The organism is Pelagimonas sp. (genome assembly GCF_058892305.1).
The window spans coordinates 37,999-54,387 of the sequence record NZ_JBZXVN010000036.1; the positions used below are offsets into that span (position 1 = coordinate 37,999).

Consider the following 16,389-nt stretch of genomic DNA (forward strand, 5'->3'; position numbering starts at 1 on the left):
CACGGCGCGCAATTTCCAGAGGGCCCCCAGGGTAACCCAATAGGGGTGAAGTTGTGTGGTGCTGGCCCTCTCTCACAAAGCTCTCCGAATGATGCCGGTGCGATACAATTCGACCGTGTCTTTGCCGACAGAGGTCGGTCCTGTCCAATGCGGCATCCGTCAAAAAGGGCTCCATGCGGACATTTTTCGCATTGTGGAGACAGCGGCGTGTTTAGCGCCGGATGTCGGCCTTAAACGCAACTGCCGTTTATAGTCGCCGCTCACTAACGGCATCAAAGAGTGAGCAGCTCGAGCCTTTGATGCCAACCATAAAGCTATCGCCAACCTTGACCCCCGCTTGGCCGTCAACCCGGATGCGAAAGGGTTTGCCCTCTAGCTCGGCCCAGACAAGGGTGTCGGCACCCATCTTTTCCACCAAATCCGCGGTCACTTCGAATTGCAAATCACCGCGTATGGCATTCGAACCAATTAGCAGGTTCTCAGGCCGAACCCCAAGAACAACAGGGCCAACCGTTGGTGGGGTTTCGAACGGGTACAAGCCAACCGGCAAAGCATGTCTGCCAAAAATCACCGTTTCATTTTCCAAACGCGCTTGGACGAAATTCATCGCAGGGGCCCCAATAAAATCAGCCACATAGAGGTTCTGTGGCCTGTTATAGATATCGTCAGGGCTGCCAAGCTGCATGATTTTGCCGTCCTTCATCACCGCGATCCGATCGGCCAGTGTCATGGCTTCGACCTGATCATGAGTCACATAGATCATGGTGTTTTTCAGTCGTCCATGCAGGCGTTTCAGTTCGACCCGGAGGTCAGTTCGCAATTTTGCATCAAGATTCGACAAGGGTTCGTCAAACAAAAACACATCCACATCGCGCACCAAGGCCCGGCCGATCGCCACGCGCTGACGCTGACCACCGGACAAGGCCGAGGGTTTGCGTTTCAACAGCGGCTCAATCTGCAACACAGAGGCCGCACGGGCGACCCGTTCTTTGATCTCGGCCTTGGGCATGCCGCTGTTTTTGAGACCAAAGCTCATGTTCCCTTCGACCGTCATTTGCGGGTACAAAGCATAGCTTTGGAACACCATGCCAATGCCTCGGTCGGAGGGTTCGGCCCAGGTCACATTGCGGCCATTGATGTGAATCTGCCCATCGGTCAGATCAAGCAACCCGGCGATACAGTTCAGCAAAGTGGACTTGCCACAGCCCGACGACCCAAGCAGTACCAAGAATTCACCAGGGGCAATATCCAGATCAAGATTTTTGAGAACCTCAACAGCACCGAAATTCAGTTGCAGACCCTGAATAGAGACCGAGGGGGTTTGCATAGTCATGAGCAGTCAGCCTTTCACAGCGCCAGCAGCAATGCCGCGCACAAAGAGTTTGCCAGAGGCGAAGTAAATGATCAGCGGCACCAGACCCGTCAGAAGGGTTGCCGCCATATTGACGTTGTATTCCTTGACGCCCTGCACCGCGTTGACGATGTTGTTAAGCTGAACGGTCATCGGGTAATATTCGGGCTTGGTGTAGATCACGCCAAACAGGAAATCGTTCCAGATGCCCGTGATTTGCAGAATCATTGCCACCATGAAAATCGGCAAGGACATGGGCAACATGATGCGGAAATAAATCCCCCAGAACCCGGCCCCGTCCACACGGGCGGCCTTGAAAAGCTCCTCCGGCAGTGAGGTGAAATAGTTGCGAAACAAGAGTGTCAGGATCGGCATGGCAAAGATCGTGTGGATCAGGACCAAGCCAGAAATCGAGCCAAACAGACCCAATTCACGCAGTAGGATCACCAGCGGATAAATCATCACCTGATAAGGGATAAAGGCCCCGAAAATCAGAATGGTAAAGAAGACCTCAGAACCTTTGAATTTCCAGTTGGCCAGAGCATAGCCCGTCACTGACGTCACCGCGATCGACACGATCAGCGAGGGAATCAAAATGCGTACCGAATTCCAAAACCCGGCGCTCAGCCCTTCGCAGACCAATCCCGTACAGGCGGTAAAGGCGGCCTTCTTCCAGGGTTCAAAAGTGATCTCTAACGGCGGGGAAAAAATGTTGCCCGCCCGAATTTCCGGCATCCCCTTGAGCGAGGTCACAATCATCACATAGAGCGGCAACGCATAGTAAAACAGGATCACCGCCAAAACCGACCAGAGCATAACCGTCCGGCCATTCACGCTTTTCTTGGGTTTGGGGCCGCGTGGGCCTTGGCCCATTGATGTCACATCAGCCATGTTTCTTGCCCCCGAATTCCAGATAAGCCCAGGGAATCAGGATAACCGCGACGCTCAGCAGCATCATAGTCGAAGCCGCAAAGCCCTGCCCTAGGTTGAGATTGTTGAACATCATGTCGATGACGTATTTCGCCGGCACTTCAGAGGCGATGCCAGGGCCGCCATTGGTTTGCGCCTTGACCAGATCGTAGACCTTGATGATGCCACTGGCGATCAAAACCAGAGCCGTCACAAACACCGGGCGCATCATTGGAATGATGACAAACACATAGGTCTTCCACGTCGGAATGCCGTCGACCCGCGATGCCTTCCAAATGTCTTGGTCAATGCCGCGCAAGCCCGCCAGCATCACCACCATGATAAAACCGGACCCCTGCCAAACCGCAGCGATCAAAACGCCGTAAATGACGATCTCGACATCATATAACGGGTTAAATTCAAAGCTGGTCCAGCCCAAGTCACGCAAGATTTGTTGGGCTCCAAAATCCGGGTTTAGCAACCACTGCCACACCAATCCGGTCACAACAAAAGACAAGGCAAACGGATATAGGATGATCGTGCGAATGGTGTTTTCGAACCGAATTTTCTGATCAAGAAGCGTGGCCAAAAAGAACCCGATCACCAAACTCAAAACCATCATACAGGCCCCGAAAATCAACAGGTTTTCGACCGAAACCAACCAACGCCGCGTGCCCCAAAGACGTTCGTATTGGTCCAATCCGATAAACTCGGATTTCGGCAACATCCGCGACTTGGTGAACGAATGGTAGACGGTCCAAACGGTGCATCCGACAAACACAATAAGCGCCGTTGCAATCATCGGAAGGGCCGCGACCTTGGCCGTTAAATTGCGAAACAACGGATTGGGGCGCTTGGAAGGATCGGGCATTGGTGAATCCTTGGATCGTCGGGGAATCATCGGGGCAAGCCTTTGGCCCCAACTGAGATAGGTCGTCATCATCTATGAATTGGGTCGTGTTGGTCGGCACCTTTTCCGGGAGGTCAGGTACCGACCGAGCTGCTAAGACTGCGAAGATCAGTCAGCAGAACCGATAATATCAGCAAACCGATCCTGAGCGACCTCAACGGTCATGCTTGGGTCATTCCAAAACTCCGAGAACAAGTCTTTGAGCTGGTTGTCCGTATCGGCAGAAAGCGACATTTCACCAGACGGCAAGATTGCGCCAGAAGCAAGAATATCGAGACCTTTGCGCATACAATCATTGGCGGCGGACATATCAATGTCCCCCCGAACCGGAAGCGATCCTTTTTGCAGGTTAAAGGCCACCTGCGCCTCTTTCGAGAACATCACACTGGCAAGCTCTTTTTGCGCGGCGGTCACGGCGGGATCATCATGTTTGGGAAAGTAAAACGCATCCCCCCCGGTCGAGATAATCTCATGCACACCAAGACCCGGCAAACATGTGTAATCTTCGCCCGCGACCTTACCGGCAACGGCGAATTCACCCTGCGCCCAATCACCCATAATTTGCGCGCCCGCGTCACCATTGATCACCATCGCCGTGGCAAGGTTCCAGTCACCCACATTGGAATCGGCCGAGAGCTTACGCGCGGTGTCCGCGGCTTCGAACACGGCGGTCATTTCGGGCGAACGGGCCGCCTCTTCGGATTTGTCGACATTGACTTTGCGCCACAGATCCTCGCCGCCGACGGCAACGTTCAAGACACCAAAGGCACCGGATGTCTGCCAGCTTTGCTGACCCACGGCCAAGGGCACTTTGCCAGCGGCTTCAAGCGCCGGAGCCGCTGCCACAAATTCACCCCAGGTGCTTGGTACGTCAACGCCCGCATCGGCAAAGGCCTTGTTGCTAAGCCACAACCACTGCCAGGAATGAATGTTGATCGGCACGCAATAAACGCGACCGTCGATCGTACAGCTGTCCAAAAGATCAACCGGATTTATGGTATCGCGCCAACCCTCGGCCTCGGCCACATCGGTCAGGTCTAACATCAGACCCGCCTCAACCAGCTCCTCTGCCTGACGGCCGTGGTTGAATTGGGTGGCGTGCATTGGGTCTCCGCCGGTGATGCGGCTGATCATAACGGGCCGCGCGGTGCCGCCACCTCCGGCAATTGCCCCGTCAACCCATTCATGTTCCGACTTGCTCGAAAACACATCGGCCAACGCACCAACGGCGGCGGCTTCGCCCCCGGATGTCCACCAATGTGTGACTTCTAGTTTCACCGGTTCGGCCATCGCCGCCCCAGCAATGCCCAGAGATGTTGTCGCTAGAAACGCACCCATCCAATTCATCTGTCTTCTCCTCCCTAGAGTTTCGCGACGATTTAGCTGGCCCTGGTTGTTTCGAGTCACAATCTAAATCGTTATAGATAAACTAAAACGTTTTAGATTTACATTGCAACACATTTGTCGCACCCTATGAAAACGATCCCGTTTCAATTGAGCAGCATCAGTCACTGCGTTAGATTGGCTCAATGTTTTAAGGACTAATCGTACCACTCATGACCAAGTCGCCGCGCCCTACGCTCAAAACCATTGCCCAAATGACCGGCTTGGCGGTCCCAACCGTATCGCGCGCTCTGTCCGGTGCCGAAGACATCGGCCAGAAAACCCGCGAACGGGTGCGCAAGGTCGCCGACGAAATTGGCTATGTGCCAAACCGCGCGGGTCTACGCTTGCGCACCGGGCGGACCTTTGTGTTGTCTTTGGTTCTCAGCAGCGAAGCCGATGTGATGAATCTCACCGCGCGGCTGATCAATGGCACCGCGACGGCCCTACGTGATACCCGTTATCACCTGACGATCACGCCGTTTTTCAATGACGAAGACCCGATGCGTTCTGTTCGGCACATTGTTGAAACCAATGCCGCCGATGCGGTGATCCTAAACCAGATCCTGCCCGAAGATCCCCGCGTGCGCTATCTTTTGGACAAGGGGTTTCCCTTTGCCACCCATGGTCGAACAGTTTGGGCCGATAAACATGCCTATTTCGACTTTGACAACTTTACCTTTGGTAAATTGGCGGTCCGGCGTTTGGCGCAACAGGGGCGCAGATCAATCCGCCTTGTCGCGCCGCCGCGTGACCACAATTACGCGCAGGAGATGATCCGCGGGGCCACGCAAGAGGCTAACGCCCAAGGGGTTGATCTACATGTCATGCAACGCATCACTTCGGATGATACGGCCGTTAAGATCGAAACAGAAATCGCAAATCTGTTTCAGGAAAACGTCGCCACAGACGGGGTGATTTTCGGCTCCGCGAACTCCTGTATGGCCGGGGTTTCCGGCCTTGAAAAGGCCGGGCTCACCGTCGGTGATCAAGTCGATGTCTTTTCCAAAGAGGCGATTCCGTTCCTGCAACGGTTCCGCCCGGCGATCCATGCTTTGCACGAGGATGCGCTTGCCGCCGGTGAATTCCTCGCACGGGCCGCCATTGAACGGATCGAGCACCCGGAAAAACCGGTGATGCAGTTTTTGGAAGTGCCGAAATAAACCCACGCGAGGCCAGTTCGTCTAAGCAGGTTGAATTTGCGAAACCCTTGCGCAAAATTTGCAAAAATCTCACACATGTCTTCTGCTTTTTTCCCTCCATCACAAGGCCAAAACGTGATGAGAAAGGAACGGCATATGACACAACTCAAAATAACCCGTCGACAGGGGCTCGTGGGTTTGGGCGCAACAACACTCGCCGGGCTGAACGCCGCAACGGCCAGCGCCGCAGTCCAAGATGCAAGCTTTGACCAAAGCAATATCATCTGGAATACGCTCGATGGGTTTGACCACATCTGGTACCATGTGGTCAAAGTCGACGCTGAGAAAAAGATCGTCGACGTCTTATTCAAATTCGCGGCCAATGAGCAGGTGGTCAAACACCGCCACCACGCCGATTACAGCACCTTTATCCTTCAGGGTGAATTGCGCATCTATAATGACGCCGGCGATTTGGCGGAAATCCGGCCCACCGCAAGCTATGTGGAAAAGAAAGCTGGTGGCGCCCCTCATACCGAAGGCGGGGGCGACATTGACTGTATTGCTCTGTTTAGCAATCGCGGCACCGATGGCGTGATCTACGAGGTACTTGGCCCCAACAACGAAACCATCGCCAATCTTGGTCTTGTCGAGTTTCAAGCGCTATGGGAAGCCCAACAGCCCCCGGTACAGCCCATTATTCCCGGCTAATCGCCCTTAGAGTCAGGTGAGGGTACCCTCACCTGACCTTTTCACCTCACTCAGCGGCGTGATCCGCGCATAAATCTGCATACCAATACCCACTTTTTTTGATGGTTCTGACCTGAGTCTCATAATCGACATGCACAATGCCAAAGCGCATTTTATACCCCTCGGACCACTCGAAATTATCCATCAGTGACCACGCAAAATAACCGCGCAGCGGAATGCCTGCATCCATGGCATCAGCGGCCTTGCCGATATGATCCACCAGATAGTCGAGACGTGGCTGATCATCGACGGCACCGTCTTTGCCCGGACCCATGTTATAACACGCACCGTTTTCCGTGATGTAACAGGGTGGCAAATCAAAGCGGTCGTAAACTTGCGTCAACAAATGGGTCAGACCTTCCGACTTGATCTCCCACCCGATGTCGGTGCGCACATTTGACGAGGTCGAGGGCACCGCAACCGTAGCCGGAAACTCGGCGCTTGGGCTGGGATCATGTTTGACCGACGCCGGGTAATAATAGTTGAACCCCCACCAATCCAGCGGCTGTTTGGTGATCTCCATATCCCCATCTTGCATCCCCAACTTGTCACCATAGGCCGCAAGGAACTGATCGCCATAGCGGCCGTTGAACATCGGGCCAAAATAGATTTCGTTATGAAATTGGAAATGCCGCTCGGCCGCCGCGACATCATCGGGGTGATCCGTCGCCGCATAGGTCGAGATTGAATTGAGAACCACGCCCATTTGAATATCGGGGCGTTCGGCCCGCGCCGCCATCACGGCCTTGCCATGGGCAAGATTGATCACATGGGTCGCCGCCATTGCCGCGTCGATATTCTTTTCGCCCGGCGCATGTTTACCAACATAGTGACCAAGATAGGAAGAACACCACGGTTCGTTAAATGTCGCCAGCGCATCAATCCGGTCGCCCAACCGGCGCACCACATGGCTTGTGTATTCGGCAAAGGCATCCGACGTATCGCGGTCTGTCCAACCGCCATATCCGGTAAGCGCCAATGGCAAATCCCAGTGGTACAAGGTCGGGAACACGGCGATGCCGCGCGCAACCAACCCATCCACTAACCGGTCATAAAAGTCCAAACCTTCTTGGTTCACCCGGCCCCGCCCCTCGGGCAAGACCCGCGACCACGCAATCGAAAACCGATAGGCATCGACGTTGAGCGTTTTGATCAGATCAAGATCGCTTTGCCAGCGGTTGTAATGGTCACAGGCCTCATTGCCGGTATGCCCCTCATAGACCCGCCCCGGCATATGCGAAAACGCATCCCAGATCGTCGGGCCACGTCCGCCTTGTTTGGTGGCCCCCTCTATCTGAAACGAAGCGGTGGCCACACCAAATTTGAAATCCTTGGGAAAACGACGCGCGAGCGAATTCTGGGTCATGTCCTGTCCTTTGGAACACTCTCTCGGCAGCTGATCAGGGTGGAAACCCCATAGGCACAGCCAAGAGCGGGTTGGTACTGTGTAAAACATCTACTAAAACGATTTAGTTTTTCAGGCAACCCGGAAATTGACCCATCTCACCTAGGGCTCTGACTCTAGGGAACCGGAACACCAACCCGGATCGCATCCGAGAACCCCGGCTCCAACCCATGCTCTATGGCCCGTGGGGCAACACGACCCAAATCGCGCAACTCTTCAAACGACACATCGGTGTTCACAGCGCCAATGTCGTAGGCAAATTCCGGAAGATAGCCATTGGCAACAACGCGCCAATCCCATGCTTGGCCAGCCCCAACCCCGTCCATGATCTTGGTGACGACCGTGGTGCAATTGGTGAACAAGGAGTTGTACCAACGGGGCTTGGCCGCCAAATCCGTGGCGTCTTCGACAAATCCGGTTAAAATCCGGCGCGCCGCCGCCTCACGGACCTGCAACCGGTAGAGCTGAACATCTTCACCTCGCACATTGGTGCGCAACCCGACAATATCGCGTTCGGTCGCCGCCAAAATCGACAGGGTGTTGGCCTTGAACATATCGGCAACCGGGGAAAAGCCGCCGCCCTTTTGGCGACGCACCTCAACCGACCAAGCCAGATGATCGCCATTGGCGAACCCAAAACTGACAATCAAATGCGCCATGTATTGCGGTCCCCAATAGGAAAAGAACACATCGGTGCTTTTGATCTGGCTGAGGTCATAATCTTTGCTGACCCAGTTCTCGTCGAAGTCCTCTTTGCTGCGCCAATTGAAATCTCGGATATCATGAAGCGTGAGGGTATCTCCGCTTATCTCGCCATACGGTTGGCGCGCCACGTCGCGTGCCCACTCACGATCAGCGGGCGGCGGCAAGGTGTTCCACCAGAACAAAATGGCCACAAAAGACAGAGAAAAAGCCATCACGCCTTTGATGCGATGGCGGCCGAAAAGCGTCAGAGCACCAATCACCCCGGCCAATGTCATCGTGCCGCATAAACCTATTCGGATGATTTCCGTGGTCGGAAAACGGTACCAAATCGCCATCACCGCCCAAATGGTGGCCACTGCGATGCCACTAACCGCCAAAACACCCGCGATACCCTTCAAAGCTTTCATCATCTACCTTGCTCGCCAACCAAATTCATTCATGAGGTCGCGACCTCGATCGAAAGCCGCGATTGCGCCTCATTTGCCTTGCCTCTCAATGCCTTCGCCCAAAGACAAAAGCCACGTATCCGCGCGACCCTAGCCGAGCGACGCCACGCAAACAATGTCTTCGCTATTCGGGCCTCGGAGCAAAATCGCCAATTGACGTCAAAAGGTGCATTTCACCATGGCCCAAGGCCACGCGCTGACATAGATTAAGATAAAAAGGTGGGGCAAATCATGTCGCGCAGCGGAAATGGCATACGAATGGCACTTTGGGGACTGGCGCTTGCCGGATCTCTCTGCACACCTGCCTTTGCGCTAGACAAGGCCAAGATCAGCCTCCTGAACACTGACAACGATGCGTTACGAGACAGCCTCAAAAACGCTTCCATCGCCCTGCCGCTGGTGGGTCAACCCGATGTGACACCACGAGATGTGCTAACTGCGGCGCAAGCCGACTATGCAAATATGGTCGAAGCTCTCTATGCCCAAGGCTACTATTCCGCCAGTGTTCGGATTGAGCTTGACGGCCAAGAAGCGGCCCAGATTGACCCCTTTCATCCGCCCGGCCAAATTAAAAACCTGCGCATTCTTGTCGAACCCGGCCAACGGTTTGTTTTTGGCAAGGCCCGCTTGGGCCCTCTGGCTCCGGGTGCTTCGGTGCCAGAGGGGTTTGCGCCCGGTCAACCCGCCCTCGCGACCGCTGTGCGCAATGCCGCCCAAAGCGCCGTCACCGATTGGCGCGCCGCAGGTTATGCCAAGGCCAATATTGCTGCACAGGACATCAGCGCCGACCATGGTGCCAGCAAGCTCAACGTCGGGGTTCAAATCGCTCCCGGCCCTCGGTTGCGGTTTGGCGATGTGACTGTCACCGGCGAATCCACGGTCAAACCGGGACGGGTCCGTCAAATCGCCGGTATTCCACGCGGCGATCGTTACCATCCAGATGATGTTGAAAAGGCGGCGGCCCGTTTGCGCCGCACCGGCACATTTCAATCCGTTCAAATCGCCGAAGCCGACCAACCCGGCGCCGACGGCAACCTTGACCTGACCATCAATGTCATCGACCGCAAGGCGCGTCGTATCGGCGGCGGCGCAGAGGTTTCGACCCTTGATGGGCTGACCTTGTCGGGGTTCTGGCTACATCGCAATCTGTTTGGCGGGGCTGAACGCCTGCGCATTGACGGAGAAATCACCCAGATTGGCGCAGAGGGCCTTGGCATCGACTACGCCCTGACCTTTCGCCTTGAAAAGCCCGCCGTCTATGGCCCCGACACTCAATTCTATACCGAGTTCGAGCTAAGCCATGAGGACGAGCCCGACTATACCGAGAGCAAAGTTGGGTTGACCCTTGGTGCCTCGCGCGAGTTCAACGAACACCTGACCGGGGATTTGGGTCTCGCTGTGAGTTACTCCGAAGTGACCGACCGATTTGCCGATCCGCAAACCACCCGCGAGTTGCTGATCTATAGCTTGCCCATGGCGCTCACCTACGACCGGCGCAATGACAAGCTCGACACCACATCAGGCTATTACATCAACACTGAATTTGAACCGTTCCATGACGCGCGCAATGGCGAAAGCGGAACGCGGTTTACCTTTGACGGTCGGGGCTATGCCAGTTTGGGGGACACCGGCACGGTTTTGGCCGGGCGTTTACAACTTGGTACGCTAACCGGCCCGGACGCTGTCGATGCGCCCCCCGGCTTCCTGTTTTATTCCGGTGGGAGCGGCACAGTCCGCGGCCAACCTTATGAATCGCTCGGGGCCACACATGATGGCCAAGATCTTGGCGGTAAGGCGCTCGCCGCAACCTCCGCCGAGATCCGCTATGCCCTGACCGACACCATCGGCCTTGTCGGCTTTGCCGATGCTGGCTTCGTCGGTGCCGATGGCTTTAAGGACGGGGACTGGCACGCGGGCGGTGGCCTTGGCCTGCGCTATAAGACACCGGTTGGACCGATCCGTGTTGACCTAGCGGGGCCCTTGGCAGGTCAAACCGACGATGGCGTCCAAGTCTATATCGGCATTGGGCAGGCGTTTTGATGCTGCGTCTTTTGGCGGTGTGCCTCGCCCTCCTCACCCCGCTTTCGGCCATGGCGCAAGACCGCAACAGCGATCGCGGCTATATTCAGGGCCTTTTAGAAGACGCTCTTTCTGCCCCCGGCCGCACCGTTACCCTCAACGGATTCAGCGGGGCCTTGTCCAGCCGCGCCACCATCGACGAGATCACCGTGACCGACACCGATGGCGTTTGGTTTCGCGCCACCGAAGTCGCCCTGATTTGGAGCCGCTCGGCCCTTCTGAGAGGGGCCATCGAGATAGACGAAATCTCGATCGGCAATATTGATCTGCCGCGCGCGCCGCTGCCCCCTTCCGATCCGGCCATTCCGGCTGCCGCCGCCACACCTTTTGCCTTGCCTGACCTACCTGTGTCCGTCGACATTGCCAAAATGTCGATCGCAAAGGCCGTTTTGGGCAAAGCTTTGCTTGGGCACACCGCCACCGTCCGTTTTGACGGGTCTGCCAATCTGGCCGACGGGGCCGGGCGTGTTGATCTAAACCTTGAACGGTTGGATCAGCCCGGCAAGATCGCTTTGTCCGGTGGCTTCAATAATGCGAGCCGGGTGCTAGACCTCAACCTCAATCTGCAAGAACCCGAAGACGGCCTTGCCGCAAATCTCTTGTCCCTGCCCGGCAAACCTTCGGTGCATCTGACGGCTTTGGGCCGGGATCCAGTTGACGATTTCAAGGCCGAGATTAACCTGTCCACCGACGGGCAAAAACGCCTGACCGGGACCGTCACGTTGCTGACGGATGCCGACGGTGCCTCGCGGTTTGCCGCCGATCTTGGTGGCGATATTGCCCCGGTCTTTGTGCCCGACTTCGCCGACTTCCTTGGCGACTCTGTGCAACTTCAGGCGCGGGGGAAACGCGACGCGGTCGGCGCGCTACAGATCAGCCAACTCAATTTAACCGCAGCGGCCCTGCATCTCCACGGGTCCGGCACCATAGGTGCGGATGGCTGGCCTCAAACCTTGTTGCTTGATGGCGCGATCACCCCGCCAAGCGGTGAACGCGTTATTCTGCCACTGCCCGGCCCCCGCACCGCCATTCGTGCCGCGATCTTGTCGGGGGGCTTTGACGCGACCACTGGGGCCGAATGGCACTTATCAGGGCGGGTCATGGGCTTGGTCCAAGACGGGTTGACCCTTGGGTCGGTCGGCTTTGACGGGGCCGGCAAGATTGATCAAAGCGCGGGGCACGTCACCGGCGATCTGACCTTTGACGCCGCCTCGATCCTACCCGACAACGCCCCGCTGGCCCGCGCAATCGGAACCGCGTTAAACGGCGGATTGGCGTTTGACTGGGCCCCTTCTGCCCCGCTGACGCTTCGCAATCTTGCCGTGAGGGGCCAAGACTACGGGCTCATCGGGGCGCTGACCCTGTCTGACCCGACACAGCTCAAAACCCTGACCCTCACGCCGGATGTCACCCTGTCAGCCACCGATCTAACCCGATTTGATGATCTGGCTGGTCTGAAACTCTCAGGTGCCGCGAACCTGTCTATTACTGGCGACATTTCCCCGCTGACGGGTGGCTTTGCGCTGCGCTTCCTAGGCGAGACCCAAGACATCCAGACCGGCATTCAACAGGTTGATCCCTTGATCCTGGGACGTGGAGAGCTTTCGCTTAGTGCCTCTCGCGACACCGATGGGTTGCACATAACCCCGGCCCTGATTGACACCCCCGAGGCCAGCCTGTCACTCACCGGAACCCTATCCGACGGCACCAGCACCGCCGATTTCAACGCCCGTTTGCGCAATATCGGCCTGTCCCTGCCTGCCTTGACCGGCCCCGCCACGTTAAACGCCACGGCCCGTCAAAAGGGCGAGGATTGGCTGGTCACCGCCTCCTCCACCCTGCCCGGCGCAACAAATGCCAAGTTCAGCGGCCGCGTGGATCAAACGGCCCCTTCCGAATGGGTGGCATCGGGTGATCTGACCGCCAATATCGGCCAGCTTGCTGCCTATGCCCGTCTTGTTGGCCAACCCTTGGCGGGGGCGGCCACCCTTTCGGCCAAGGGCCACGCCGATATGCAGGACCTGTCCTTTGATCTGGCCGCCAATGGCACGCTCTCCAATCCGCGCTTTGGAAATGCGACGGTAGAGCCTTTGTTGCGCGGCGTTTCGCGCTACACCCTGTCCGCGACCCGCAAAGGTGACAACGTCACGATTCGGCAACTCGACCTGACGGCCTCCGGCTTAAACGCCGATCTCTCTGGTCAGTTTGGCCCGACAACCGGCGATCTTCGCTATCAAATTTCTCTGCCTGATCTGGCGCGTATTGTCCCCGATTTTCCCGGCGCGGTGCAGTTTTCTGGCACAGCGGTCAAGCAAGCGTCCGATTGGCAAGTCAGCGCCTCGGGCAACGGTCCGGGGGGTATTACCCTGTCCACCCAAGGGCGCGTGGCCGCCGATGCCTCGCGCCTTGATCTTGGGATGACCGGCACGGCCCCACTGGCCATCGTCAACCGCTATCTCAAAGGTCAGGCTGTCTCGGGTCAGGCGGATTTCAACCTGTCGATCAATGGCCCCCCTGCCCTCAAGTCCCTAACCGGGCAAATCAGCCTGTCCCAAGGGCGCTTTACCACCCCCGCTCTCGGCATTACCGTCGAAAAGATCGACGGGCCTGTCACTCTCTCATCGGGACGCGCCACGTTGGATATCTCGGGCAAAATTGCATCGGGCGGGCGCTTCCGGGCGGCCGGTCCGATCTCACTCACCGCGCCCTATACCGCCGATCTCTCCGCAACTTTGGCCAATGTCACCCTACGCGACCCAAGCCTTTATGAAGTCAATCTAGAGGGGGATCTGCGCGTCCAAGGCCCGCTCACCGGCGGGGCGGGCATTGGCGGAGCCATCGTCTTCACCAGCGCCGAAATGCGCATCCCCCAGTTCAACCCGTCCTACTCGGCCCTCGAAGGGCTTCGCCATCTCAACCCCTCCGCCAAGGTTCAACGCACCCTGCGCTTTGCCGGGCTGGATGAAACCCCCGACACCGCCCCGGAGCCCTCCGTCGCCTATCCGCTCGACCTCACCATCACCGCTCCGGCCAAACTGTTCATTCGCGGCCGCGGTCTTGATGCCGAATTGGGCGGCTCTTTGCGGCTCACTGGCACGTCAAACGACATCGTTCCCATTGGCGGGTTTGACCTTATTCGCGGGCGGATTGACCTGTTGGGCCGTCGCCTAGATTTAACCGAAGGAAGCGCTCGCCTGCGCGGCAGCTTTGACCCGGTGATTGATTTCTCCGCCTCCTCCGAAGTCGAAGACGTCACCGTCACCCTGCGCCTTTTTGGGCTGGCATCATCACCCGAGCTCTCCGTCACCTCGGTTCCCGAACTGCCGCAGGACGAGGCGCTGAGCTATTTCCTCTTTGGCAAAAACGTCACCTCCATTTCGGCCCTTCAGGCGGTGCAACTGGCCGCGGCGATCCGCACCCTGTCAGGCCGGGGCGGGCTTGGGATCACCGAACGGTTGCGCCAAAACCTTGGTGTGGATGAGCTGGACATTGGAACCGACGAAGACGGCGAAGCTCAGGCCAAGATCGGCAAATATGTCTCCGACAACGTCTATACCGATGTGACGATCAAAAGCGGTGGCGACAGCCAGATCAACCTCAACCTCGACCTGACCCCGAATGTGACGGTTCGCGGTCGCCTTGATAGCGACGGTGACACCGGGATCGGCATCTTCTTCGAAAAAGATTACTAGCCGCTGACCCGCCCCAACTTGTAAGGCGTGCTTACAAAAACACAGCAAAAACAGGGGTGGCACCCCGCCACCCGCCATTAAAATCGCCAGCATCCAAGAGGGAGACACCCAGATGATCACCGGCAAATGCGATTGCGGCAAAGTCAGTTTTTCAGTGCCCGCCGTGCGCAAAACCGTCACCGCCTGTCACTGTAGCCAATGTCGTCGCGCCAGCGGGCATATCTGGGCCTCAACCCAAGCCAGCGATGTCACCGACCTGACCTTTGCCAATGACGAAGGCCTCACATGGTACGCCTCCTCTGATTTCGCCAAACGCGGCTTTTGCAAATTCTGCGGCTCGTCCCTGTTTTACCGCCTCAATACCGAACCCGGCATCGCCATCGCCGCCGGATGTATTGACACCCCAACCGGCCTTCAGATGGGCAAGCACATATTCGTTGCTGACAAAGGCGATTACTATGAAATCAAAGATGGGTTGGAACAATTGGACACGCACTGAATGAAACACCCATTCTGTCTCGCGCTCCTCATTGGCCATTGGGCCTCCATTGCCGTCGGTGACACCCTGACGGTGCCTCCCCCCGCTATCCTCCCCTGTTTGCTCGACAAAGGCATTGTACAAGAAACCGACTACAAACCCTATCACTTGTCCCGGTGGATTGATCTCAACACCGATACCTACGTCCTATCCGGACAATTGGGCTGGCACATGTCTTGGGCGGTGTTGCTGGACCAATCCTCAGCCCCACCCTCGGCCTATGAAACCATCAACGCCGACGACGGTATGGGCCGGGCCTTTGGACGATCAAAAACACCACCTGCGATTATCATCGCTCTGCGCAAATGTGGGGTCTCTTGGCAAGGCGACTGGCTCGGACCGCTCCCAACACGAGATCACATAGCCGACCGAAAGGCACCTGCCCCGCTCAAATCAATGCCAAATTTTGATCTCAACCCTGCGCAAGTTCAAGGCCTTATGCCGCCAAAACCGATCCCCTAGCCAACTCCTCGATCACTGCATAAACAGCTTTGGACAATCCGCCTCCAACGGTTGCCCCCATGTGCGATTGCACTGAAACCGAAGTGTTTGAGCCTCGCCCGCCCCGCATTTTGAAAGCCTATAGGTGACATAAACCATGTCATCGGGTTCAAACATCATCGCCGGGCCGCTGATATCAACAATTTCAACGGCTGACCAAAGGCTCGCTTTCGCCGATTGCACCGGTACCGAAAATTGGACCTTGGCGGCCTGTGCTAGCGTGTCCACAACACGCGCCTTCGCCGTCAGATGCGTGAGATCCGGGCATGGGCTAGGCCTATGCATGACTGCAAATGCCGCACCCACCACCACAGCCGTCCAACCCAAAACATATCTCTTCTTCAAACCCAAACCTGCCCCTCGGACAAAGTGGGAACGCTTACCCACCTTTCGTCAGTCTGATCTTACCCCAATTCGACGAGAAGGTCTTTTGCGTCGATTTGAGCGCCTGGTGAGATGTGGATAGCTGTGATCACGGCGTCTTTTTCGGCGTGGAGGGCGGTTTCCATTTTCATGGCTTCGATGGTGAGCAGGAGGTCGCCTTCGCTGACTTTTTGGCCGACCGTGACCGCGACCTAGGC

General features: G+C 56.9%; 13 protein-coding genes and 1 pseudogene. 6 read left to right on the forward strand and 8 right to left on the reverse strand.

The genetic code is table 11. The features are described 5' to 3' along the window. Positions 1 to 247: 247 nt before the first annotated feature. The 4 genes from AC5EFR_RS15540 to AC5EFR_RS15555 all read right to left on the reverse strand — a co-directional run bounded on the left by AC5EFR_RS15540 (position 248) and on the right by AC5EFR_RS15555 (position 4,517). Positions 248 to 1,333: an ABC transporter ATP-binding protein gene (locus AC5EFR_RS15540; protein WP_493576702.1), complete on the reverse strand. Its 1,086-nt coding sequence runs from the start codon at positions 1,331 to 1,333 to the stop codon at positions 248 to 250. A 6-nt stretch (positions 1,334 to 1,339) separates the two neighbouring features. Further along, positions 1,340 to 2,242 carry a carbohydrate ABC transporter permease gene (locus AC5EFR_RS15545; RefSeq protein ID WP_493576703.1) on the reverse strand — a complete coding sequence of 301 codons (903 nt, stop codon included), beginning with the start codon at positions 2,240 to 2,242 and terminating at the stop codon, positions 1,340 to 1,342. Continuing rightward, on the reverse strand, positions 2,235 to 3,131 hold the full coding sequence (locus AC5EFR_RS15550) for a carbohydrate ABC transporter permease (protein WP_493576704.1): 897 nt from the start codon (positions 3,129 to 3,131) through the stop codon (positions 2,235 to 2,237). The genes AC5EFR_RS15545 and AC5EFR_RS15550 overlap by 8 nt, the downstream gene beginning before the upstream one ends. 147 nt (positions 3,132 to 3,278) lie before the next feature. Continuing rightward, a complete protein-coding gene (locus AC5EFR_RS15555; protein ID WP_493576705.1) occupies positions 3,279 to 4,517 on the reverse strand; it encodes an ABC transporter substrate-binding protein in 1,239 nt (412 codons plus the stop codon). A gap of 209 nt (positions 4,518 to 4,726) precedes the next feature. On the opposite strand from AC5EFR_RS15555, the gene AC5EFR_RS15560 reads away from it, so the two are divergent. Both AC5EFR_RS15560 and AC5EFR_RS15565 read left to right on the forward strand, forming a co-directional pair. Further along, positions 4,727 to 5,716 (forward strand): LacI family transcriptional regulator, encoded by a 990-nt coding sequence (locus AC5EFR_RS15560; protein WP_493576706.1) that lies wholly within the window; start codon positions 4,727 to 4,729, stop codon positions 5,714 to 5,716. Positions 5,717 to 5,851: 135 nt separating this feature from the next. Then, the gene (locus AC5EFR_RS15565) at positions 5,852 to 6,403 is read left to right on the forward strand and encodes a cupin domain-containing protein (RefSeq protein ID WP_493576707.1); all 552 of its coding nucleotides are present in this window, start codon (positions 5,852 to 5,854) and stop codon (positions 6,401 to 6,403) included. A gap of 46 nt (positions 6,404 to 6,449) precedes the next feature. Here AC5EFR_RS15565 and AC5EFR_RS15570 read toward each other — a convergent pair whose 3' ends face one another. Continuing rightward, positions 6,450 to 7,808 carry a GH1 family beta-glucosidase gene (locus AC5EFR_RS15570; RefSeq protein ID WP_493576708.1) on the reverse strand — a complete coding sequence of 453 codons (1,359 nt, stop codon included), beginning with the start codon at positions 7,806 to 7,808 and terminating at the stop codon, positions 6,450 to 6,452. Positions 7,809 to 7,963: 155 nt separating this feature from the next. Beyond that, a complete protein-coding gene (locus tag AC5EFR_RS15575; protein ID WP_493576709.1) occupies positions 7,964 to 8,962 on the reverse strand; it encodes an Lnb N-terminal periplasmic domain-containing protein in 999 nt (332 codons plus the stop codon). Positions 8,963 to 9,229: 267 nt separating this feature from the next. On the opposite strand from AC5EFR_RS15575, the gene AC5EFR_RS15580 reads away from it, so the two are divergent. The 4 genes from AC5EFR_RS15580 to AC5EFR_RS15595 all read left to right on the forward strand — a co-directional run bounded on the left by AC5EFR_RS15580 (position 9,230) and on the right by AC5EFR_RS15595 (position 15,769). Beyond that, on the forward strand, positions 9,230 to 11,038 hold the full coding sequence (locus AC5EFR_RS15580) for an autotransporter assembly complex protein TamA (RefSeq protein ID WP_493576710.1): 1,809 nt from the start codon (positions 9,230 to 9,232) through the stop codon (positions 11,036 to 11,038). Beyond that, the gene (locus tag AC5EFR_RS15585) at positions 11,038 to 14,769 is read left to right on the forward strand and encodes a translocation/assembly module TamB domain-containing protein (protein ID WP_493576711.1); all 3,732 of its coding nucleotides are present in this window, start codon (positions 11,038 to 11,040) and stop codon (positions 14,767 to 14,769) included. The genes AC5EFR_RS15580 and AC5EFR_RS15585 overlap by 1 nt, the downstream gene beginning before the upstream one ends. A gap of 112 nt (positions 14,770 to 14,881) precedes the next feature. Then, a complete protein-coding gene (locus AC5EFR_RS15590) occupies positions 14,882 to 15,268 on the forward strand; it encodes a GFA family protein (protein ID WP_299923236.1) in 387 nt (128 codons plus the stop codon). Continuing rightward, a complete protein-coding gene (locus AC5EFR_RS15595) occupies positions 15,269 to 15,769 on the forward strand; it encodes a hypothetical protein (RefSeq protein WP_493576712.1) in 501 nt (166 codons plus the stop codon). Positions 15,770 to 15,781: 12 nt separating this feature from the next. Here AC5EFR_RS15595 and AC5EFR_RS15600 read toward each other — a convergent pair whose 3' ends face one another. Continuing rightward, positions 15,782 to 16,093 (reverse strand): hypothetical protein, encoded by a 312-nt coding sequence (locus AC5EFR_RS15600; RefSeq protein ID WP_493576713.1) that lies wholly within the window; start codon positions 16,091 to 16,093, stop codon positions 15,782 to 15,784. 119 nt (positions 16,094 to 16,212) lie between these two features. Then, positions 16,213 to 16,383, reverse strand: a pseudogene (locus tag AC5EFR_RS15605) (biotin/lipoyl-containing protein); the annotation flags it as partial. Between the last annotated feature and the right edge of the window lie 6 nt (positions 16,384 to 16,389).